Below are 21,917 nucleotides of genomic sequence, written 5' to 3' on the forward strand. Positions count from 1 at the left end.
CGGCGCGGCGGAAGCCCGGGCATCCACGTTCTTGTATCGGACGTGAGGCGTGGATGGCCGGGTCAAGCCCGGCCTTGACGAACGATAGACCGGTGGCCCGTTACGCGTTGCCGCGATCCTCGCGAAAAAGATCCAGCTTCTGCTGCACGGGCCGATCCGAGAAGCTGAACAGCACGGCGTCCTCATCCGCCTCATGCGTGACCCAGTGCCAGCTCGGCACCACGAACAGATCGCGCGGACCCCATTCGAAAACGGCGTCGCCGATGCGGCTGCGGCCCTTACCCTCGATCGGGCAGAACACGGTGGCGTCGGTCGAGCGATAGCGCGCGGTCTTGAATCCTTTCGGCAGCAGCTGGATGAACGTGCCGATGGTCGGCATCGCGAAATCGCCGGTCTCGGGATTGCTGAACTTCAGCTTCAACCCGTGGCAGGCATCCCAGTCCTGGCTCGTGCGAGCCTTCTCCAGCGCTTCGCGGGTGTAGGCATAGGGATAGCTGAAGATCGGCGAGGTCTTCGAACTGCGCTTGACGTCGATCGGCAGCAGATTGTGGCCGTAGCGCGCAAAGCTGTCGCCGGCGGGCTTCGTGATCTTCTGCTGGTCTTCCTTCGAGCCTTCCGCGAACGAGCAGTCGAAGAACTGCACCAGGGGAATGTCAAGGCCGTCGAGCCAGAACATCGGCTGATCGGTCTCGTTGGAGTGATCGTGCCAGGTCATCGACGGCGTGATGATGAAATCGCCTTGCTCCATCGCGGTGCGCTCGCCGTCCACGGCGGTGTGGGCGCCTTTGCCTTCCAGCACGAAGCGCAGCGCCGACTGGCTGTGCCGGTGCGCCGGCGCGACGTCGCCGGGCACCACCATCTGCACGCCGGCATAGAGCGAGGTCGTGATCTTGGACTGGCCGCGCAAGCCGGGATTCTCCAGCACCAGCACGCGCCGCTCGGCTTCCTTGGCGGTGATCAGTCGGCCCGCCTCCGTCATATAGTCGCGGATGACGTCGAATTTCCAGAGGTGCGGTCGGCAGGCGCTCTTCGGCTCCGGCGTGATCAGATCGCTCATCACCGTCCACAGCGCGGTGAGGTTTTCGCCGTCGATCTTCTTGTAGAAGGCCTCGCGTTCCGGCGTCTTGGTCACGGCTTCCATGGCGGCGCTCCCGTTCGTTTTGTTGATTGACAGTATACTGACGATCTAGGTAGCGTCAATGTGACGACAAGAATGTAAGGGAGGGTCCGATGAAGCTGCATGGCTATTTCCGCTCCAGCGCCGCCTATCGGGTGCGGATCGCGCTGAACCTGAAAGGCCTCGGGGCCGAGCATCTGCCGCATCATTTGCGCAAGGGCGAGCAATGTGCGCCCGCCTATCTCGCCATCAATCCGCAAGGCCTCGTGCCCGCGCTGGAGGATGATGCGGGTGTGGTGCTGACCCAATCGGTCGCGATCATCGAATGGCTCGACGAGACCCATCCCCATCCGCCGCTGCTGCCGCAGGATCCGCTGCGCCGCGCCAAGGTGAGGGCGTTCGCGCTGGCGATCGCCTGCGACACCCATCCGGTGCAGAATTTGAAAGTACTGGCGCGGCTGCGCGAGCTCGGGCTGGCCGAAGACAAGGTCCAGGACTGGGCGGCGTGGGTCAACCGCGAGGGATTGTCGGCCTGCGAGACGCTGATCAAGGGCGAGCCCGGGCCGTTCTGCTTCGGTGATGCACCGACGCTCGCCGATCTCTGCCTGGTGCCGCAGTTCGCCAATGCGCGCCGCTTCGGCGTGGATGTCTCGGCTTATCCGCGCCTGCTGCAGGCGGAAGCGGCAGCAAAGGCGCTGCCGGCCTTCGCCGATGCCGCACCGGAGAAGCAGCCCGATGCCGAGTAAGGCTTCTCCTCCCATTACGATCGATGCGGTCTATGCCGCGCCGGGCTATCTGTTCCGGCGCATGCAGCAGATCGCGGTCTCGATCTTCATGGAGGAGTGCAAGGCGTTCGACCTGACCCCGGTGCAATATGCGGCGCTGATCGCGATCCACACCCATCCCGGCATCGACGCGACGCGGCTGTCGGCGGTGATCGCCTTCGACCGCTCCACGCTCGGCAGCGTGATCGAGCGTCTGCAGGCCAAGGACTATGTCGAACGCAAGCCGGCGCCCGAAGACAAGCGAATCAAGCTGCTCTATCTCACCAAGCCCGGCGTCGCGATCCTGCGCGAGATCATCCCCGCGGTCGAACGCGCCCAGGCGCGGATGCTGGAGCCGCTCAAGCCGGCCGATCGCAAGACGCTGATGGGTCTGATGTCGCAGCTCGTCGATCTCAACAACGAGGCCTCGCGGGTCCCGCTGCGTGCGGAAGATGCGCTGGAGCATCTGGGGAAGACGGGGTGAGGGAAGCGAGGAAGGCGCCGCTGTTGCAAGATAGAGGTGTCATTCCCCGCGGAGGCGGGGAATCCAGTATGCTGCAGCCTTATCATTTCAATCACAACTGTTTCGGAGCTCTGGATCGCCCGCCTTCGCGGGCGATGGCCACGGTTGCGTGGCGGGTTGAGTTGCGCTACTCGCCGCGGCGCCTCACATCCGCAGCAACGCCTGCCGATCGATCTTTCCCGTCCCCGTCTTCGGCAACTCGTCGGTGAAGATCACCTCGCGCGGGTATTTGTAGGGAAGCAGCTTGCCCTTGACGTAATCCTGCAGCCGCCGCGTCGCTTCGCTCGGGTCGGCGGTGCGACTGTTCATCACCACCACCGCCTTCAACGTCATGCGTCGGTCCGGCAGCTCCGTGGCGAACACCGCGCATTCGCGGATGTCGGGGTGGTCGGCGAGACACAGCTCGACTTCCAGCGGGTAGACCCATTGACCGGAAATCTTGATGAGATCGTCGGCGCGGCCGCGGAAGAAGTGGAAGCCGTCGGCATCGCGGATGAAGCGGTCGCCGGTGTAGATCCAGCCGCCCTGCCGAATCGTCTCGGCGGATTTGTCGGGCCGGTTCCAGTACAGCGGCGTGTTGGAATCGCCGCGCACCCACAAGATGCCTTCCTCGTTGTCGCCGACCTCGCGTCCGTCCTTGTCGCGTAGCGAGACCTCGTAGCCGGGCACGCGCAGGCCGGCGGCGCCGAGCTTCTTCTGCTCGGGCCTGTTGGAAAGATAGATGTGCAGCACCTCGGTCGAGCCGAGGCCTTCGACGATCTCCAGGCCCGTGAGCGCCTTCCAGCCGTTGAAGACTTCCGCCGACAGCACCTCCGCCGCCGAAAGCGACATGCGCAGCGACGAGAAATCGGTCTTGTCCGCGCCTTCAGCCTTGGTGAGGGACGTGTAGAGCGTCGGCAGGCCGAAGAAGACCGTCGGCTTGTATTGCTCGATCGCCGCGAAGATCGCGGCGGGTTTCGGCTGGCCCGACAGCAGCAGCGTGGCCGCTCCCGCAGCGAACGGGAAGGTGACGGAGTTGCCGAAGCCATAGGCGAAGAAGATCTTCGGCACCGAGAAGCAGATGTCATCGGGCGTCAGCTTCAGCACGTTCTGCGCAAAGGCGAGCTCGCTATAGGCCATGTCGTGCTGGAGGTGCACGATGCCCTTGGGCCGGCCGGTCGAGCCGGACGAGTACATCCAGAACGCCATCTCGTTGCGATGGGTGTCCGCTTCCGCCAGCTCGGCCGGGAATTGCCCGAGCCAGTCCGCCGCCGCGAGCGCGCTCGGCGCGGCGTGATGGCCCGCCGCGCCATTGACGACGATCAGCGTGCGCAGGCGCGTGTCCTTGCAGGCCTCTGCATCGAAGCGGCCACAGAACTCGGCCTCCGTCACGGCGACTTCAGCTCCGGAATCGGCGAGATAGAACTGCAGCAGGTCCGGCGGCGTCAGCGTGTTGATCAGGAGCGGCACGAAGCCGGCCCGCACCGCGCCGAAGAACGCGGCCGGGTAGGACGGCGTGTCGTCGAGGAACAGCAGCACGCGGTCGCCGCGCTTTAGGCCGAGCGATGCAAGGCCGTTGCCCCAGCGGCAAGCCTCGTCGCAAAGCCCGGCATAGGTCCGCGTGCCCGCCGGCCCCATGAGCGCGACCCTGTCGCCCCGGCCTTTGGCGATATTGTCGAACAGCACGCGGCTGGCGTTGTAGAATTTTGGAACGGCAAAGCCGATCTCGCGCGCGCCCTCGCTGTCGGCGGGCACCTGGTCGGAAGTCTCGTTGCTCATGCCTCGTTCCCGCCGTTCCTGGCAGCCTCGTAACGCGCCATGAAGGCCGGCGACATGTGGCGCAGGCGTGCATCGTCGATGCGGCCGGAGCGGGTGATGTAGCTATAGGCGAAGTCCATCAGGCCTTGCTGCATGTGCTGGGCAAATTGCTCATACCAGAAGGCGCTGGTGCGCGCCGCGTTGACCAGCTTCTGCACCACCGGCTTGCGCGCCGCCTGGTAGCGATGCAGTGCGGTCGACAGATGCGCATCCGATTCCAGCGCCTTGACCAGCGCGATGGCGTCCTCGATCGCGAGCCGCGTGCCCGAGCCGATCGAGAAATGCGCGGAATGCAGGGCGTCGCCGATCAGCACCATGTTCTTGAACGACCAATGCTCATTCCAAATCCAGGGGAAATTGCGCCAGACCGATTTGTTGGAGACGAGGCAATGGCCGCCGAGCGTGTCCGCGAACACCTCTTCGCAGACGCCCTTGGACTGCTCGACGTCCTTGTAGGCGAAACCATAGGCCTGCCAGGTCGCGTGGTCGCATTCGACCAGGAAGGTGCTCATGGCCGGCGAGTAGCGATAGTGATGGGCGTTGAAGGCGCCGCGATCGGTCTTCACGAAGGTCTGCGACAGCGTGTCGAACCGCTTCGAGGTGCCGTACCAGACGAACTTGTTGGAGGAGTAGGACAGCGAGGTGCCGAAATCACCTTCGAAGCTGCGACGGACCAGCGAGTTGAGCCCGTCCGCGGCAACGATCAGGTCGTATCCGTGGAGTTGGTCGACGGCCTGAATCTGCGTATCGAAGCGCGGTGTGACGCCGACGTCCAGCGCGCGCTGCTGCAGGAATCGCAGCAGCTCGAGCCGCCCGATCGAGGAGAAGCCGACTCCGTCGATGGCGACGCTGTCGCCGCCGAGGTTCAGCGTGATGTTCTCCCAGCTCTCCATGTGCGGCGCAATCGCGTCGACCGTCTCGGGGTCGTCGGCGCGCAGGAATTCCAGCGCCTGGTCGGAGAACACGACGCCAAAGCCCCAGGTCGCGTCGGCCGGGTTCTGTTCGAACAGGTCGACCTGATCCTCGGGATGTCGCTTCTTCCAGAGATAGGCGAAATAGAGCCCACCGGGCCCCCCGCCAATCACGGCGATCCGCACTTCTGCCTCCCTAATTGACAGTATACTTACTATCTAGAGGTAGACTAATGTGCTCCAGCGGCCCGCGCCAGCGGAATTATCGGCCGAGCGCAGGCGCGCCGCAGCTCATCTTCGGGCGCTCAGGTCGCGCGCGCCCGACGCCATCAGGTCCGAATCATAGCCAAACCGCGCCGGCTTGGCTATTCGCGTGTCAGACGCAGCGCTTCACGTAGACGCCGTTCACCAGCACCCTGGTGCAACGGACCACCGGAACCGGCTTGCGGACCACGACGGCCGCGTTCGGTCCGGCGCAGCCGGCGCGATAGACGCCGCGGGCGCACACCACTGCATTGGCGTCGGTGGCCTCGAACGTCATGGTTGCGGCGAAGGCGAAGAGTGCAGAAGCAACGAGCAGCAATGATCGCATGTTGTCCTCCCGGTGTTGCCGTCGATGAAATCGGATGTCTGCAAAGGATTTGTCGCTGCAGGCGTGCGAAAATTCATGCGCGCACGCCGCCAGATTTCGATGGAGCTGCGCGGCGCGTCAGCGCACCGTGAAGGCCGCCAGCACGTCCCTGCACGCCGGTGACAGCGACGCCGCGTTGCTCGCAAGACACTGCATGATGCGGCCGGCCCCGACCTCGACGCCGGCGCAGATCGTGCGGATATCGGCGCCGCAGGCTGATCGCGCCACGAACAACTCTTCGCGCGGTCGCATTGGGCGCAGCACGAGCACGGCGGGCGCTGCGGCAGGGGCGGCCGCGGCGCCTGCAGACGGGGCTGCAGTGGCTGCCGCGCCGCCGCCGGTTGCCGCGCTGACAGCGCTTCCGCAGGCCGGCGACACCTTGGCCTTGTTCTTCTCCAGGCATTCCAGCGCAGGCGCGCCGCCCGGCGGCACGCTGGCGCAGACCTTGGGATAATCGCCCCGGCAGGCGCTCTTGATTGCGGCAAGTTGCGCGCTGCTCGGCTGCTTGGGCGCAGCAGCCTTCGGCGCCGGCGCGGCAGCCGGCTTCGCAGCGGGAGCGGATTCAACCTTCGGTGCGGCGGGTGCAGGCGCCGGCTCAGCCTTGGGAGCGGCCGTCTTGGGGGCCGCTTCCTTGGGGGCGGCTTCGGTCTTCGCCGCGGCGGGAGCGGCTTCAGTCTTCGCAGCCGCCGGCGGCGCGATCGCGCGAACCGCGGTCTGGCATCCCGACGAGAGGCTGGACATGTTCTTCTGCAAGCACTGGAACGCTTCCGTGCCGCCGGGCGTCACGCTTGAGCAGTGCGCCATGAAGTCCGAGCGGCATGCGGACCGGATGGCGCTCTTCTGCGCATCGGTCGGTGCTTGCGCGAACGCTCCTGTTGCAGTTGCGAAGAATGTCGCGGCGAGCAACGCCTTGCGCGTTGAGACTCGTTTCAACGTGTTGAACATCTGAAGAAATTCCTGCCCTGTCGATATCGGTCGATGCTTAATCAAAGTCGCGCAATCACAATCGCTCGCGAGTGATGCCTCGCAAGCGATATCATTGGCCGCTTCAGCCGCTACCGCAAGTAGATTATGCCGGCGTCGATGCGAGGCGCCGAAATCGTCAGAGCCTGACCATCCGCTTGCCCCGGTTCTCGCCCGCAAGCAAACCGATCAGCGCCTTCGGCGTGTTTTCAAGGCCGTCGATGATGTCTTCCTGCACCTTCAATCTGCCGGATTTGACCCAGGCCTGAAGATCGGCCAGTGCGCGCTGGCTCTCCTTCATGTAGTCCATCACGATGAAGCCCTGCATGACGAGCCGCTTCACCACGATCAGGCCCGGCACGCCGCGCGGTCCGTGCGCGGCAGGCACGCCGTCATATTGCGAGATCGCGCCGCAGCAGGCGATGCGCCCATAATTGTTCATCTGCGGCAGGCAGGCTTCGAGAATGTCGCCGCCGACATTGTCGAAATAGACGTCGATGCCTTTTGGCGCCGCCGCGCGCAGCGCCTTGAAGACCGCGCCGTCCTTGTAGTCGACGGCGGCGTCGAAGCCGAGCTCGGAGGTCAGCCAGCTGCACTTGTCCGCGCCGCCGGCGATGCCGACCACGCGGCATCCTTTGATCTTTGCGATCTGCCCGACGATCGATCCGACCGAGCCGGCGGCCGCGGACACCACGACCGTCTCGCCGTCTTTCGGCTTGCCGATGTCCAGCAGGCCGAAATAGGCGGTGAGGCCGGCGATGCCGAACACGCTGAGCAAATGTGTCATCGGCTCGAGCTTCGGCATCTTGGTGAGATGCTTTGCGGGCACCGCGGCAAATTCCTGCCAGCCGGTGTCACCGAACACGATGTCGCCCGCCGCCAACCCTTCGGCCTTCGAGCTGACGACCTCGGCAATAGCGCCTCCGGCCATCACGCTGTTCGCTTCGACGGCGGAGCGATAGGTCGCGCCGTGCATCCAGGCGCGGTTGGCGGCGTCGAGCGAAATGTATCGCACGCGCAGCAGGACTTCGCCGTCCTTCGGCGCCGGCACTGCGCCTTCCACCATCTTGAAATGTTCGGGGCCAAGCTTGCCGCTGGGTTTTTCGACCAGCAAAATCTGGCGATTGACGTTGCCGCTCATGGCGTTCCCTTTTGATTGTCTTGACGATTATTGAAGCAGCTGCCGCAAACAAAACGTGCAAGCCGCATGCGTTGTGCGCTGCGCGAAGGCTAGAGCGCGGCGTTCCATTTCACAACGGGAACATCCTGAAAACACGATCACACGCAAAGCGTGTTGCGTCGCTGTGACATCTGCGACATCATGAAGCGCCGGTGTACGTGGGGGTAAGCGATGTCGAACAGGTTTACGCAATACATTCTGGCGGCGATGGTGCTTGGCATCGTCATGGGGACGGCGATCTACAACTTCCTGCCGGATACCCGCGGCGAGTGGGCCTCTGCCATCAACCTTATCGCCATGATGTTCCTGCGCCTGATCAAGATGATCATCGCGCCGCTGGTGTTCGCGACCCTGGTCGGCGGCATTGCCCATATGGGATCGGGCTCCAAGCTCGGCCGCATCTTCGCCAAGACCATGGGCTGGTTCATCAGCGCCTCCTTCATCTCGCTGCTGCTGGGCCTCATCATGGTCAATCTGCTGCAGCCCGGCGCGAACTTCCCCGGCACGCTGCCTGCGGCGGGCCAGTCGACCGGCCTGCCGGTGTCGGCCTTCTCGATCGAGAAATTCCTCACCCACCTGATTCCGACCTCGATCGCCGATGCGATGGCGCAGAACGAGATCCTGCAGATCGTGATCTTCGCGGTGTTCTTCTCGGTGGCGATGGGATCGATGCCGGAGCGCTCCAAGCCGATCCTGGCGATGATCGACGATATCGGCCACATCATGCTGAAGGTGACGAGCTACGTGATGCTGTTCGCCCCGCTCGCGGTCTGGGCCGCCATCACCGCGACGGTGGCCAAGAACGGCCTCGCCGTGCTCTGGAAGCTCGTCGTCTTCATGGGCGGCTTCTATCTCTCGCTGATGATTCTGTGGGCCATCCTGGTCATCGTCGGCTTCATCGTAATCGGGCCGCGCTACAGCCATCTGCTGAAGCTGGTCCGCGAACCCCTGATGATCGCGTTCTCGACCGCGAGCTCGGAGGCGGCCTATCCGAAGACGCTGGAGGCGCTCAACCGCTTCGGTGCCTCCTCGCGGATCTCGAGCTTCGTGCTGCCGCTCGGCTATTCCTTCAACCTCGACGGCACCATGATGTACTGCACGTTCGCGGCAGTCTTCATCGCGCAGAGCTACCACATCGACATGCCGCTCGGCACCCAGCTCGCGATGCTGGCGACGCTGATGATCACCTCGAAGGGCGTCGCCGGCGTGCCGCGCGCCTCGCTCGTGGTGATCGCCTCGACGCTGGCGCAATTCAACATCCCCGAGGCGGGTCTGTTGATGATCATGGGCATCGACACCTTCCTCGACATGGGCCGCAGCGCCACCAACGTGATCGGCAACACGCTGGCGACGTCCGTCGTGGCCAAGTGGGAAGGCGAACTCGGGCCGGAGCATGCCATGGGACCCGGCGACGCCGTGCCTGACGACATGATTCCCGGCGAGGTCCCCGCGATGGCCGGCCATGGGTAGGAGCGAACCATGGGCCAGATCTCGGCGAGGTCTCTGACCTCAGGCGGCCTGCTACTTGCGGCATCGTTGCTCGCGACCTCCTTGTTCGCGGCCTCGGCCGTCGCGCAGACGGCTGGCGAAGGGCTCAGCCCGACGCTGGCGGCCGTCAAGAAAGCGCACACCGTGCGGCTCGGCTATCGCGAGAGCTCGCCGCCGTTTTCCTTCCTCGACCAGTCGGGCCGCCCGATCGGCTACAGCCTCGAGCTCTGCGAGGCCATCGTCGAGGAGGTCGGCGTCGAGGTCGATGATCCCAACCTGAAGATCGACTACGTGAAGGTCACCTCGGACGACCGCATCGATGCCGTGCTCCAGAACAAGATCGACCTGGAATGCGGCTCGACCACGGCCAATGCCGAGCGCGGCAAGCGCGTCGCGTTCTCGCCGCTGATGTTCGTCGCCGGCACCAAGCTGATGGTGCCGAAGGCGTCCAGCGTTCAGTCGCTGACCGATCTGAAGGGCAAGACCATCGTGGTGACGAAGGGCACCACGAACGAGCAGGCGATCCAGGCGGCGGAGAAGAAGTTCACGCTGGGCCTCAACATCGTCACCTCTCCCGACCACGAGCAATCCTATCAGATGCTCTCCGACGGCAAGGCCGATGCGTTCGCGACCGACGACATCCTGCTCTTCGGCCTGATCGCGCGCCACAAGGCGCAGGACAAGTTTCGCGTCACCGGCGATTATTTGTCCTACGACCCCTACGGCATCATGTTCAGAAAGGGCGAGCCGCAGCTCGCGGCCGTGGTCGAGCGCGCCTTTCGCAAGCTCGGCTCCAACCGTGATCTCGTCCCGCTCTACAACAAATGGTTCACCGCACGGCTTCCGACCGGCGAACGTCTGAACGTGCCGATCTCGCCACAGCTGGAAGAGGCGTTTAAGGCGATGGACGATTCGGCGGGGGCGAATAATTGACGGGCGGACTTGCCGCGCCCTCTCCCTTCATGGAGAGGGCGTTTCGCGCCGCCGTCTCCCACAAGGGGGGGCGAAGATTGGCACCGGGCACTTGGCTTCAACCCTCTCGAAAAACCCGGTCGAGCGCCGCGTCATACGCCGCCTGCACCAGCTCCGGATACAGCTTCCCCAGCGCCTCCATCATCACGCCGGAATTGATCTCGAGCACGCGCCACGCGCCATCCACGCGCACCACGTCGATCGACGCAAAGGCGATGCCGACGGCGCGCGCGGCATCGATCGCGAGCTTGACGCAGGCCGTGCGAACCTCGCCGTCCTCCAGCAATACCGGCTTTGCGCCGGCATCGAGATTATGTCGCCAATCCGCTCCCCGCTGCTTGCTGTAGGCGACGAGGGGCCGCTCATCGAGCAGCACCACGCGGACCTCCTCCTCGATCGCGACATAGGGCGAGATCACGAGCCCTGTGCTCATCGAAAACACCTCGCCGGCTGCGTGGTCGAGCTCCGCCTCGGTCGTCACCTTGAACACCAAGCGCCCCGACGTTCCCTCGTTGGGCTTCACCACCACGCCTTCAGGATGGTCGTGAAGAAGCCGCGTCATCGCCTGACGCCAGCCGGCGCCAACGACGTTCTCGCCCAGCTTGGGGTTGAGGAAGAGATGATGCGACATACCGGGCACGCCCGTTAGCGCCAGCGCCTCGGATGTCGCCGATTTGTCGTTGGCGAGGCGGTGGGCAATGGCGCTGTTGAGGCCGATGTCGTAGCCGAAGGCAAAGCGCCGCTCGTCGCCCCGGCGCATGGCGATCAGCCAGCCATCGGCGCGGACGTCCACGGCGATGCCGTGCTTCGCGGCATAGCGCCTGACCGCCTGGACGAAGATCCGCTCGTCGCTGGTCGCCATGTGTTTCTCGTGTGTCAGGCGTTCCTGGCGCCAAAAGCCGCAAAAATGCGGGAACGGCACCAAAACGGGATGAAAGTCAGAGCTATTCTTAATGAAATTCTCGCGAGCGCGAGGGAAATTAAGTGCTGCATTGGACCGTCGCAGGGCGAAGAAATTGCACGCCTCGCGCGCCCGGCAGCAGATTCATTAACAATATGGCCAATTCCGCCGCAAATGCCGGTTTGACCGGCATCAATTGCCTGGGGAACGAGGTTGATTATTGGTCTCAATGGCGTAGATCACACACGCGAAATCCTCCGCCATGGCAATGGTGTCCGCCCCGTTTCAGGGCCGGGCAACGCTTTTGCCTTAAAACCGCAATTATTCGGAATATCGAAAATCATGAGCGCGTTTTACCGAGAGAAGGTTCTTTCCGTCCAGCACTGGACCGACACGCTGTTCAGCTTCCGTGCCACGCGCGATACCGGTTTCCGTTTCCAGAACGGTCAGTTCGCGATGATCGGCCTCGAGATCGACGGCCGTCCGTTGCTGCGCGCTTACAGCATGGCGAGCGCCAACCACGAGGAAGAGCTCGAGTTCTTCTCGATCAAGGTTCAGGACGGCCCGCTGACCTCGCGCCTGCAGAAGATCAAGGAAGGCGACACCATCTTGGTCGGCCGCAAGGCGACCGGCACGCTGGTCACCGACAATCTCCTTCCCGGCAAGCGGCTGATGCTGCTCTCGACCGGAACCGGCCTCGCGCCGTTCGCGAGCCTGATCAAGGACCCCGAGGTCTATGACCAGTTCGAATCGATCGTTCTGGTGCACGGCTGCCGCCAGGTGTCCGAGCTCGCCTATGGCGAGAAGCTGGTCGCCTCGCTGCGCGAAGACGAACTGTTCGGCGAACTGCTCGCCGACAAGCTGATCTACTATCCGACCGTGACCCGCGAGCCTTTCAGGAATCGCGGCCGTATCACCGACCTGATCAACTCCGAGCAGATCTTCAACGATATCGGGCAGGGCCCGCTGAACATCGAGACCGACCGGGTCATGATGTGCGGCAGCCCCGCGATGCTCGAAGAGCTGAAGGTGATGTTCGAAGGGCGCGACTTCATCGAAGGCAGCGGCAACAAGCCCGGCCATTTCGTAATCGAGAAGGCGTTCGTCGAGCGGTAAGGCCCCAGCCACGCTCTCTTGCCCCGGACGGAGTGCAGAGCCGGGGCCCATCTCACCATCGTATGCTGTTGCATTTTGGATCCCGGGCGCTTGTCCGGGACAAAGTTAGTTTGCATCCATGCAGGCGGCTCAATTCGGCCCCCTGCTGCACTGCAAAAGCCTATCCTCTCGGCTGATTGATTTATCCCGGCCGAATTCGCTAGCCTGAAACAAGGGCCGCGTCATATCCGTATGACAGGCGAGGGCGTATCGTAGCGCCTCATGCTGGCGAGAGGATGGGAATCGTGGCCGACGACACCAAGACGCAGGACTCCTCCCAACGCGCGTCCCACAAGCGCGTGGCGCTGGCGGAGGAGGGGATCATGGAGACCCTGCTGCTGCCGTTCTCGCCGCGCTTCATCGTCCTGACGATCTGCGCGGTCGTCACCGCGCTCCTGATCGGCATCGGCATCGCCGACCGCAAGATCTTCGACATCCTGCTGGTCCCGATCCTGATCTTCGGCGCGCTGACGCTGCTCGGCGTCCGCGATCTCTTGCAGAAGAGCCACGCGGTGCTGCGCAACTATCCGATTTCGGCGCATATCCGCTTCCTGCTCGAAGAGATCCGACCGGAGATGCGGCAGTATTTCTTCGAGAGCGAGAAGGACGGCATGCCGTTCTCGCGCGACACCCGCGCGGTGGTCTATCAGCGCGCCAAGATGGAGCTCGACAAGCGTCCGTTCGGCACCCAGGAGGACGTCTACCGCGAGGGCTACGAGTGGATGCATCACTCGGTATCGCCGAAGACGCATGCCGAAGAGAAATTCCGTATCACCATCGGCGGCCCAGATTGCAGCAAGCCCTATTCGGCCTCGGTGTTCAACATTTCCGCGATGAGCTTCGGCGCGCTCAGCCCCAACGCGGTGCGCGCGCTCAATGCCGGTGCCAAAAAGGGCGGCTTCGCGCACGACACCGGCGAGGGCGGCGTCAGCCCCTATCACCGCGAGATGGGCGGCGACATCATCTGGGAGATCGGCTCCGGTTATTTCGGCTGCCGTCATCTCGACGGCACCTTCGATCCCGAGGCGTTCGCGCGCGTCGCCTGCGACGACCAGATCAAGATGGTCGAGCTCAAGGTCAGCCAGGGCGCCAAGCCGGGCCACGGCGGCGTCCTGCCGGCGGCGAAGGTCTCGGAGGAGATCTCAAAAATCCGCGGCGTCGCGATGGGCGAGGACTGCATCTCGCCGGCCTCGCATCGCGCGTTCTCGACGCCTGTCGGCATGATGCAGTTCATCGCGGAGATGCGGCGCCTGTCCGGCGGCAAGCCGACCGGCTTCAAGCTGTGCATCGGCCATCCCTGGGAATTTCTGGCGATCTGCAAGGCGATGCTCCAGACCGGCATCTATCCCGATTTCATCGTGGTCGACGGCAATGAGGGCGGCACCGGTGCGGCGCCGCTGGAATTCATGGATCACCTGGGCATGCCGATGCGCGAGGGCGTCAATTTCGTCCACAACGCGCTGATCGGCATCAATGCGCGCGACCGCATCAGGATCGGTGCCTCCGGAAAGATCGCCACCGCATTCGACATGGCGCGCGCCATGGCGATCGGGGCCGATTATTGCAACTCCGCGCGCGGCTTCATGTTCTCGCTCGGCTGCATCCAGTCGCTGAGCTGCCACACCGATCGTTGCCCGACCGGGGTGGCGACGCAGGATCCGACGCGAGCGCGTGCGCTCTACGTGCCGCTCAAGATCGACCGCGTGCACAATTATCACCACGCGACGCTGCATTCGCTGACCGAGCTGATCGCCGCGGCGGGCCTCGAGCATCCGCAGCAGCTGCGCCCGATTCACTTCAGCCAACGGACGTCCACGACGCAGGTTCAATCCTTCGCGCGGCTCTATCCGGAGCTACGTCCCGGCGAATTGCTCGAAGGCACTGAAGACTCACGCTTCCGCGAGGCTTGGCGGATGGCGCAGACCGACACGTTCCAGCCGGCCCTGTAAGGCCCTCCACCGCATGATACCGCCGCGCTTGGCGCGGCGGCACAAAATCATCGCGAATGCGCCGTGCCTTAATGTCTGTGTCAGCTTTGGGTGTAAATTGCCCCCATGGATGAGCGACGCGACAAAGCCAGACACCGTGTGCTGAAAGCCGGAACGATCGAGTTCGGCGGCGGCGCGATCGACTGCACCGTCCGCAATTTCTCGGACACCGGCGCGGCGCTCGACGTTACCAGCCCGGTCGGAATTCCCGAACGCTTCACCCTGTTCATCCCGGCCGACGGAACGCATCTCGCCTGCACCGTGGTCTGGCGCAAGGAGAAGCGGATCGGCGTGAAGTTCGGGTGAGAATGTCGGCGCTCGCGCAAGCGCGCGAACTATCCCGTCTCGACCTCGCTCAGCCGGCTTGCCAGGATCTTGTCGATCCGCCGCCCATCGAGATCGACCACCTCGATGTGCCAGCCGCCGAAGTCGAAGGCGTCGCCGGTGTTGGGCAGCATGTTGAACTGCTGCAGCACCAGGCCAGCCACCGTGTTGTAGCGGTGCGGCGGCAGCTCGACACCGAGCAATTCGCCGAATTCGTCGACCGGCATCCAGCCGGAGATCAGCAGCGAATCGTCGGCACGCCTCACGAAGGCCGGCTCCGGCGGCCCGTCCTCCGAATGGAAGGCGCCGACGATCGATTCGAGGATGTCGGAGGCCGTCACCATGCCTTCAAAGCCGCCGTATTCGTCGTAAATGAAACCGACGTGAACCGGCGCGGCCTTCAGGATGGCCACGACGTCGCGTGCGTCTGCCGACGCCGGGATGCCGGGTGCCTCGCGCACGAGCGCGCGCAGGTCCGGCGTCCGTTCGCTCATATAGGCGACCAGCAGGTCCTTGGCCTGCAGCACGCCGATCGGCTTGTCGCGGTCGCCGTCGGAGACGGGAAAGCGCGAATGCGGGCTCTTGGCGATGATCTCCTGGATGGCCGCGGGATCGTCGTTGAGGTCGATCTCGTCGACCTCCGTGCGCGGCGTCATCACCGCGCCGACCGGCCGGTCGCCAAGTCGCATCACGCCGGCGATCATTTCCTTCTCACCGGGTTCGAGCACGCCTGCGCTTTCGGCCTCGCGGACCAGGTGATGGATCTCGTCCTCCGAGACCTTCTCCTCGGCCTTGCCGCCGCGACCGAGCATGGTGAGAATCAGCTTGCCGGAAAGATCGAGCAGAAACACCAGCGGCAGCGAGACCTTCGAAAGCACGTGCATGGCGGGCGCGACCCTGACCGCGATGATTTCGGGGTCGCGCAGCGCCACCTGTTTCGGCACCAGCTCACCGACGATCAGGGTGGCGTAGGTGATGAGCGTGACGACGATGCCGACGCCGACGATGTCGGCAATGCCCGCGGACAGGCCGAGCTCGAGCAGCCATTGCGTCAGCCGCTGCCCGAGCGTCGCGCCGGAGAACGCGCCGGAGAGCACACCGACCAGCGTGATGCCGATCTGCACCGTCGAGAGGAATTTGCCGGGATCGGCGGCCAGCGTCAGCGCCCGCTCGGCGCCGCGCACGCCCTTGGCGGCGAGCAGCGACAGCCGCGCCGGGCGGGACGAGACCACGGCCAGCTCCGACATGGACAAGAGGCCATTGATGACGATCAGGACGACGACGATGACGAGTTCGACCGAGAGCATTGACATTCCGAGGTAAGGGAGTGTGTCCGGATAAACGGCACATCTCTTGATATAGGTATTTTGCGAGGGATTGCCGTCAATTTTACCGCATTGGCGTCCCCGGAACAGCGCGTCCGATCGCGGGCAGGCTCTCCTACGCCCCGTGGAACTACGGGATGGCCGTTGTTTAACGGGCTTTTAGTGGCCGGCGGCTAGATTTCGACATTGCAGAAATATTTTTGGGAGACCCCAGATGCGGATCGGGAAACTTTTCGCGCTGTCGATGCTGACCGTGACGGTTTTCGCAGTCATCCTCGGCGCCGAGGTGCTGATACCCCAGGCGCGCATCTTCACCAACCGCTCCGACGCGATCAAGAGCGTCGATGCCTTCGGCGCCATGCTGACGGTCAGCCAGCACGTCGCAGGACTTCGTGCGCCCTACATCTCTCCGATCTTCCAGGAAGGCGTTGCGACGCAGGCCCAGCTCGAAGCTGCCGGGAAGGCTGCGAAAGCGGCCGATGCCGGCTTCGCGGCCGCACGGCGCGCCATCATGGCGCTCGACGACAGCGCAGCGATGGTCGACACCCTGGATCGTGCCGCCGGGCGGCTCAAGGAGCTGTATACGGCGGCAGATCGCGCGATGAGCGTGCCCCTGGCGGCGCGCGACAGCGCCGTGGTCAAGGGCTTCCTGCCCGGTGTCGCCGAGGTCATCAGCAAGATCGAGCCCATCATGAACCGGCTCGAAGGACACGTCGTGAATGCCGATTCCTCGCTCGCGGCGTTCCTGGGCCTCGCGCGAACGGCGCAGGATTTGCGCGTCTCGGCCGGCAGCCGCGCCGCTACGCTGTCGCCGGCGCTGTCGGCACGCCGCCCGCTGGTGGCGGCCGAATTCTCGCTCATGGACCGCATGCAGGGACGTGTGGAAGCCGACCGCGAGCGTATCGAAGCCGGCATGGAGATGCTCGGCAATCCGCCCCGGATTGCCGCCGCGCTGAAGGCGGCGACGGAGTCCTATTTTGGCAAAGCAGCGCTGGTCGTCGAAAAGGAGATGCCCGCAGCGAGGGGTGACGGCAAGTACGGCGTCGACGCCGATGAGCTGGCGAAGGTCATCGTACCGGCCATCCAGATGTTCTACGGCGTGCGCGATGCCGCATTGGCCGAAGCGGCCGACCGTGCCACGACCGCGCGCGATGGCGCACTGGCGATGCTCGCGCTCGCAGCCGTGGTTGTGCTGGCGCTGCTCGGGACGCTCGGTGGCGTGACCCTGATGCTGCGCAGGCGCGTGGTGGCCCCGCTCGGCCGGATTGCGGACGTGATCGGAACGCTCGCCGCCGGACAGCACGAGGTCGAGATCCCCGCGACGGGCCGCAATGACGAGATCGGCCAAGTGGCGGGTTCGCTGCAGCACTTCAAGGATTCGCTGCTCGCCAAGAAGGCCGCCGACCAGGCGGCCGCGGTCGAAGCCGATGCGAAGCTCCGGCGCAGCCAGCGCATGGACCAGATTGCGCGCGAGTTTGAAGCCATGATCGGCGACGTGATCAACACGGTGTCGTCGGCGTCCTCGGAGCTGGAGGTGTCGGCGGGAACGCTGACGAGCACGGCCGAGCAGTCGGAGAAGGTCACCGCGACCGTCGCGGCCGCCTCCGAACAGGCCTCCACCAACGTGCAGACCGTCGCTTCGGCGGCCGAGGAGATGGCCTCGTCGGTCGACGAGATCAGCCGGCAGGTGCAGGACTCCGCTCGCATCGCCGGCGAGGCGGTGCAACAGGCCGGGCGGACCAACGACCATGTTGGGGAGCTCGCCAAGGCCGCGGGGCGGATCGGCGATGTCGTCGAGCTCATCAGCCAGATCGCGGGCCAGACCAATCTTCTGGCTCTCAACGCCACCATCGAGGCCGCGCGTGCCGGTGAGGCCGGACGCGGCTTCGCGGTGGTTGCCTCCGAGGTCAAGGCGCTGGCCGAGCAGACCGCCAAGGCCACCGGCGAGATCAGCCAGCAGATCACGGGGATTCAGACAGCGACGGAAGAGTCCGTCGGCGCCATCAAGGCGATCGGTGACACCATCGGCCGAATGTCCGAGATCGCGTCCGCGATCGCCTCGGCAGTCGAGGAGCAGGGCGCAGCGACGCGAGAGATTTCGCGCAACGTGCAGCAGGCGGCGCGCGGCACCCAGCAGGTCTCCGCCAGCATCGTCGACGTGCAGCGCGGCGCGAGCCAGACCGGATCGGCCTCCTCCAACGTGCTCGCCTCGGCCAGATCGCTGTCCGGCGAAAGCAGCCGTCTCAAGGTGGAGGTCGGCAAGTTCCTGGACGCGATCCGCGCGGCGTAGGGAGCTCGCTCAGAACTCGCCGTGCAGACGCCCTGAAAACACCGACACCGGTCCGCGGTCGGCGTTGTATGCGGGGTTGACGATGAGCTGGTAGTCGGCGGTGAAGGTCAGCGCCTTGTTCAGCGCATAGGCGTAGTAGGTCTCCAGCACCCGCTCGCGGCGGTAGTTGAGCTGGCCGTCGCCGATCAGGGGACCGAGTCCGCCGGCTGCGATGAAGTCGCGATGGTCCTGCGACAGCGCGTTGATGGCACCGGCGATGGCGACGACATCGTCGGGTCGTCCCCATTTCGCTCCCTTGACGGAGAGGCCGCCGGACAGACTGCGATCGATGTCGGTGAACGCCATGATCTCGGTGCGGCCGTTGTTCCAGCTCCAGCGGCCGAACACGCCGATATCGTCGGTGATGGCTTGCTCGAGGTTGAGGGCGTAGCCGTATTTGATCCGGCCGCGGCGGGTCTGGCTGATGTCGACGCCGAAGGCGGGATTGTCCAGCGTCTCGCGATAGCTGCCGGAATAGGCGCTGTTGAGGAAGCCGAGCGTGCGCAGCTTGCCGGGCCGGCCGAACAGCGAATAGCGCGTCTCGAGCTCCACGACATATTCGCCGCGCCGGCCGACGTTCATGTCGAAATTGCTCGAGTTGGAAACCGCGTCCATCAGGAAGTAGCCGCCGCGTATCGCCCATTGCTTCTGGTTCAACTCTGCGGTGGCGCCGTAGCCGAGGCCGAGCTTGTCGGCGGCATAGTCAAAAGCGCCGGACGCCCAGATCGACCAGTTCATGAAATCCTTGCGCGGATCGTGCGCGTAGGAATTGCCGTCGAACACGTCGACCACGGAAAATTTTCCGACCTGCAGGGTCAGCCGTGAGACGTCAACCTTGTTCGCGAGCTGAAGCTGGCCGGAAGCCAGCTCTTCCTGCTCGCCGCCGAAGCCGAAGGTGTGGCGCACGAACAGCCGGGAGGCATTGAAGTGCGGATAGGGGAAGCCGGACTTCTGCGCTTCGCCGTTGGGAAAGCCTGCAGCGCCCGTCGTGTTGTTGAAGCCGAATCCCTGCAGCAGCTCCGGATTGAAATAGACCTCGCCGCCGTCCCACAGCCGCGCATTGAGATAGAGCGAGTTGCTCCAGGTCTGCTGGAAGTCAGGCGACGGGAGCAGGCTGTTCGTTCCCGTGTAGGGCGCACGGAAGGCGGGATAGCCCTGTCCCAGCGCGGTCGACTGGCCGTGGATCTCCCAGCGGCTCGACTCGGTATCAGTGATGTCAGACTTCGGATTGTAGGTCGGCACGCCCGGCCAATCGATCTTGCGATTGAGGCCGATCCGCAGGCTGTGGAAATCCATCGACGATGAATATTGTCCGCCGGAGGGAAAGGTGACGCTGGCGTTCTCGAACCTGCTGTAGAGATATTCGAGCCGCGTGGTCCAGTGCGGCGCGAAGGCATATTCGACGCCGCCGCCGGCGGTCCAGCCGAACCGCGTGTGCAGCACCTTTTCTTCATTGCTGCCCGTCGGCGTCGACAGAAAGCGCTCGCCCGTGAAGGCCGCGCCGCCGGTGGCATAGAACAGCCAGTTGCCGGTGGCGTAACCGAGCCGCGCGCGCAGGCTCGCGACATAGTCCCAGCGTTCCTCTGCGCCCGACAGCGCAGTCACAGCCGACGACACGACGTGGTTGGAAGGCAGATAGTTCGGAAACGAGATGTCGCCTTCGACGCCGAGCAGCAGGCCCGAATTGAGGCGCCAATTGTAGCCGGCCTGGACGCCGCCGGTCGCGCCGGTGAAGACGTTGTTGTCGGTTGCGAGCGTGGGATCGGTCAACGTCGCCGACGAAGTGCCGCGGGTGACACCGACATGCCCGCCGATATAGAGGCCGGTCCAGTCATAAACCGCTTTCAGCGCCGGCGCCTTCAGCGGCAGATCGGCCGCGCGGCTCGCGGCGGGAAAAGCCAGCACGCCCGAGGCAATCGCCGCGGCCGTCCGCAAGCCCTGATAACGGTGACCTCTCAACGTCAAAACGCACGCCCCCAAAACGCGATGTATCCTATCCGCCGCGATATCCCTGCCGATTCGCGGTGGTCCTGTCATCAGGTCTTGGTGTCTCGCGTCGTCGATGGAAATGATCCGCCACGACGTGCTTCGTCCCAAGCCCCTGAGCCCGTTGCAGACTTTATTGCGATTAATTCGCAATAGCAACTGTTGCGATTTGCTGCACGGGATGGTTCGCACCTCTCTGTGACGGGACGGCAACAAATTCCCGCGGCCCAAAGAAATGACCCCGCCCGGGGGGACAGCCGGGCGGGGTCGGGGGGCACGACACGGGGTGGATGAGGCGCCCGTGTCGGACGCAGGATCCACGTAAGATCGGCCTCAGGTACTCAGATCAGTAGCAGGTGCGAACGCGGCCGATGTACTGGCCGAAAGCGTTGTACTGGGCGACCCAGCCGCAGCGGTGATAGCCGTAGTAATAGGGATCGTTGTTGGCGGCGATCGCGGAGCCGACGACGGCGGCGGTGGCGATGCCGGCGCCGACACCCCAGACCCAGCCGGGCGGCTTGGCTTCGGCCGAAGAGGTGGTGGACACGATGCTGCCGGTGACGGCGAGGGTCGCGAGCGCGAGGGCGGCAATCTTGGTCTTGATCGACATGTGAAACTCCATCCGGGTTGAGGCGGTCCGTTGTGGCCCGCGTGCCCAGTTTGACGGAGGCTCCCCGCGTCCGGTTCGAACGCCGCAAATCCGCTCCGGAAGCGAGGAATTTTCGTGAGGGATTCCAGCAGGATATGGCTTAGCCGAGAGGCCCCTTGGCGAGCCTGTTCACGTCGAAGTTATCGACTTCGCCCAGCAGATCGCAAAACGCACGGGCGCCCTCATCGATGAGCCGCTCGCCCTTCGTCGCCACGGCCAACGTCGCATTGCCGACGGCGCCGCTGGGGTTGAGATCCTGCGCCTGCCAGGCAAACGGCGCGGGCCGCTGCGTCGACAGCCAGCGATATTGCCGTTCCAGCGCGACGCTGCTCGCGGGAAAATCCGCGATCGCATCCTTGCGCACCTGCTCGGGATAGCGCGCCAGCATGATCGAGGTCTCGACTGCGCCGCCATGAATGCCGTGGCGCACTTCGTCGGCCGGGAACAGTTTGTCGGCGCCTGACAGTCGCGACCACGACGTCGTCACCACAAACAGCTTTTGATGGGCGCGCAGATCCTGCGCGATCAGCATCATGGCCGCGCTGTTGCCACCATGGCTGGTGATGATGACGAGCTTCTTCACGCCGCGCCGCGCGACCTCCGCGCCGATCCCGGTCCATCGCGTCAGGGCGGCGTCTGTCGGCAAGGTTTGCGTGCCCGGATAGTCGATGTGTTCGGTGGAAATTCCGACCGCTTCAACGGGGAGGAAACTGGCCGGAACACTCCGGGGCAACAGCTCGCGGACGCGTGCGAGATAGGCGTCCGCGATCAGCACGTCGGTCTCGAGCGGCAGATGCGGGCCGTGCTGTTCGGTTGCCGCCAGCGGCAGCACCGCGATCCAGCGCGACGTGTCCGCGGGAGACGCATCGGTCCAGCGGATTTCGGTCCAGTCGCGGGATGGCATCATTGAGTAG

Annotated in this window: 19 protein-coding genes; 8 read left to right on the forward strand and 11 right to left on the reverse strand. The window is 64.5% G+C overall.

From position 1 onward, the window contains the following. Positions 1 to 100 precede the first annotated feature (100 nt). Complete coding sequence (gtdA, locus tag JQ580_RS12405) at positions 101 to 1,141, reverse strand: gentisate 1,2-dioxygenase (protein WP_212280341.1); 1,041 nt, start codon at positions 1,139 to 1,141, stop codon at positions 101 to 103. An 89-nt stretch (positions 1,142 to 1,230) separates the two neighbouring features. Between gtdA and maiA the strand changes: the two genes are divergently transcribed. Then, the gene (gene maiA, locus JQ580_RS12410) at positions 1,231 to 1,863 is read left to right on the forward strand and encodes a maleylacetoacetate isomerase (protein WP_212280342.1); all 633 of its coding nucleotides are present in this window, start codon (positions 1,231 to 1,233) and stop codon (positions 1,861 to 1,863) included. Then, entirely contained in the window at positions 1,853 to 2,365 is a 513-nt protein-coding gene (locus JQ580_RS12415) for a MarR family winged helix-turn-helix transcriptional regulator (RefSeq protein WP_212280343.1), read from the forward strand. The genes maiA and JQ580_RS12415 overlap by 11 nt, the downstream gene beginning before the upstream one ends. Positions 2,366 to 2,548: 183 nt before the next feature. Here the strand turns inward: JQ580_RS12415 and JQ580_RS12420 are convergent, their stop codons facing one another. The 5 genes from JQ580_RS12420 to JQ580_RS12440 form a co-directional block, all read right to left on the reverse strand. After that, positions 2,549 to 4,162, reverse strand: coding sequence for a benzoate-CoA ligase family protein (locus JQ580_RS12420; protein WP_212280344.1), 1,614 nt, complete (start codon positions 4,160 to 4,162; stop codon positions 2,549 to 2,551). After that, complete coding sequence (locus tag JQ580_RS12425; RefSeq protein ID WP_212280345.1) at positions 4,159 to 5,298, reverse strand: FAD-dependent monooxygenase; 1,140 nt, start codon at positions 5,296 to 5,298, stop codon at positions 4,159 to 4,161. The genes JQ580_RS12420 and JQ580_RS12425 overlap by 4 nt, the downstream gene beginning before the upstream one ends. 190 nt (positions 5,299 to 5,488) lie before the next feature. Beyond that, entirely contained in the window at positions 5,489 to 5,704 is a 216-nt protein-coding gene (locus tag JQ580_RS12430; protein ID WP_094973403.1) for a hypothetical protein, read from the reverse strand. Positions 5,705 to 5,821: 117 nt separating this feature from the next. Next, on the reverse strand, positions 5,822 to 6,688 hold the full coding sequence (locus tag JQ580_RS12435) for a cysteine rich repeat-containing protein (RefSeq protein ID WP_212280346.1): 867 nt from the start codon (positions 6,686 to 6,688) through the stop codon (positions 5,822 to 5,824). A 157-nt stretch (positions 6,689 to 6,845) separates the two neighbouring features. After that, complete coding sequence (locus tag JQ580_RS12440) at positions 6,846 to 7,847, reverse strand: NADP-dependent oxidoreductase (protein ID WP_212280347.1); 1,002 nt, start codon at positions 7,845 to 7,847, stop codon at positions 6,846 to 6,848. Positions 7,848 to 8,057: 210 nt separating this feature from the next. Here JQ580_RS12440 and JQ580_RS12445 point away from each other — a divergent pair, with 210 nt between their 5' ends. Both JQ580_RS12445 and JQ580_RS12450 read left to right on the forward strand, forming a co-directional pair. Then, positions 8,058 to 9,356, forward strand: a complete 1,299-nt coding sequence (locus JQ580_RS12445) for a dicarboxylate/amino acid:cation symporter (RefSeq protein ID WP_212280348.1) — start codon at positions 8,058 to 8,060, stop codon at positions 9,354 to 9,356. A gap of 9 nt (positions 9,357 to 9,365) precedes the next feature. Then, positions 9,366 to 10,307, forward strand: coding sequence for an amino acid ABC transporter substrate-binding protein (locus tag JQ580_RS12450; protein ID WP_212280349.1), 942 nt, complete (start codon positions 9,366 to 9,368; stop codon positions 10,305 to 10,307). 97 nt (positions 10,308 to 10,404) lie between these two features. Here the strand turns inward: JQ580_RS12450 and JQ580_RS12455 are convergent, their stop codons facing one another. Beyond that, positions 10,405 to 11,208 carry an ATP-grasp domain-containing protein gene (locus tag JQ580_RS12455; protein WP_212280350.1) on the reverse strand — a complete coding sequence of 268 codons (804 nt, stop codon included), beginning with the start codon at positions 11,206 to 11,208 and terminating at the stop codon, positions 10,405 to 10,407. A 381-nt stretch (positions 11,209 to 11,589) separates the two neighbouring features. Between JQ580_RS12455 and JQ580_RS12460 the strand changes: the two genes are divergently transcribed. The 3 genes from JQ580_RS12460 to JQ580_RS12470 all read left to right on the forward strand — a co-directional run bounded on the left by JQ580_RS12460 (position 11,590) and on the right by JQ580_RS12470 (position 14,696). Beyond that, positions 11,590 to 12,363 (forward strand): ferredoxin--NADP reductase, encoded by a 774-nt coding sequence (locus JQ580_RS12460; protein WP_212280351.1) that lies wholly within the window; start codon positions 11,590 to 11,592, stop codon positions 12,361 to 12,363. Positions 12,364 to 12,638: 275 nt separating this feature from the next. Continuing rightward, positions 12,639 to 14,351, forward strand: coding sequence for an FMN-binding glutamate synthase family protein (locus tag JQ580_RS12465; RefSeq protein ID WP_212280352.1), 1,713 nt, complete (start codon positions 12,639 to 12,641; stop codon positions 14,349 to 14,351). A 105-nt stretch (positions 14,352 to 14,456) separates the two neighbouring features. Then, complete coding sequence (locus JQ580_RS12470) at positions 14,457 to 14,696, forward strand: PilZ domain-containing protein (protein ID WP_106949473.1); 240 nt, start codon at positions 14,457 to 14,459, stop codon at positions 14,694 to 14,696. 29 nt (positions 14,697 to 14,725) lie between these two features. Here JQ580_RS12470 and JQ580_RS12475 read toward each other — a convergent pair whose 3' ends face one another. After that, positions 14,726 to 16,021, reverse strand: coding sequence for a hemolysin family protein (locus tag JQ580_RS12475; protein ID WP_212280353.1), 1,296 nt, complete (start codon positions 16,019 to 16,021; stop codon positions 14,726 to 14,728). A gap of 232 nt (positions 16,022 to 16,253) precedes the next feature. On the opposite strand from JQ580_RS12475, the gene JQ580_RS12480 reads away from it, so the two are divergent. After that, on the forward strand, positions 16,254 to 18,329 hold the full coding sequence (locus tag JQ580_RS12480) for a methyl-accepting chemotaxis protein (protein WP_212280354.1): 2,076 nt from the start codon (positions 16,254 to 16,256) through the stop codon (positions 18,327 to 18,329). A 9-nt stretch (positions 18,330 to 18,338) separates the two neighbouring features. Here JQ580_RS12480 and JQ580_RS12485 read toward each other — a convergent pair whose 3' ends face one another. The 3 genes from JQ580_RS12485 to JQ580_RS12495 all read right to left on the reverse strand — a co-directional run bounded on the left by JQ580_RS12485 (position 18,339) and on the right by JQ580_RS12495 (position 21,910). Continuing rightward, complete coding sequence (locus JQ580_RS12485; RefSeq protein ID WP_212280355.1) at positions 18,339 to 20,303, reverse strand: carbohydrate porin; 1,965 nt, start codon at positions 20,301 to 20,303, stop codon at positions 18,339 to 18,341. Positions 20,304 to 20,700: 397 nt separating this feature from the next. Then, positions 20,701 to 20,964: a hypothetical protein gene (locus JQ580_RS12490; RefSeq protein WP_212280356.1), complete on the reverse strand. Its 264-nt coding sequence runs from the start codon at positions 20,962 to 20,964 to the stop codon at positions 20,701 to 20,703. 139 nt (positions 20,965 to 21,103) lie between these two features. Then, positions 21,104 to 21,910 carry a creatininase family protein gene (locus JQ580_RS12495; protein WP_212280357.1) on the reverse strand — a complete coding sequence of 269 codons (807 nt, stop codon included), beginning with the start codon at positions 21,908 to 21,910 and terminating at the stop codon, positions 21,104 to 21,106. Between the last annotated feature and the right edge of the window lie 7 nt (positions 21,911 to 21,917).

Source organism: Bradyrhizobium sp. SZCCT0148 (assembly GCF_018129985.1).
Classification (GTDB): Bacteria; Pseudomonadota; Alphaproteobacteria; order Rhizobiales; family Xanthobacteraceae; genus Bradyrhizobium; species Bradyrhizobium japonicum_H.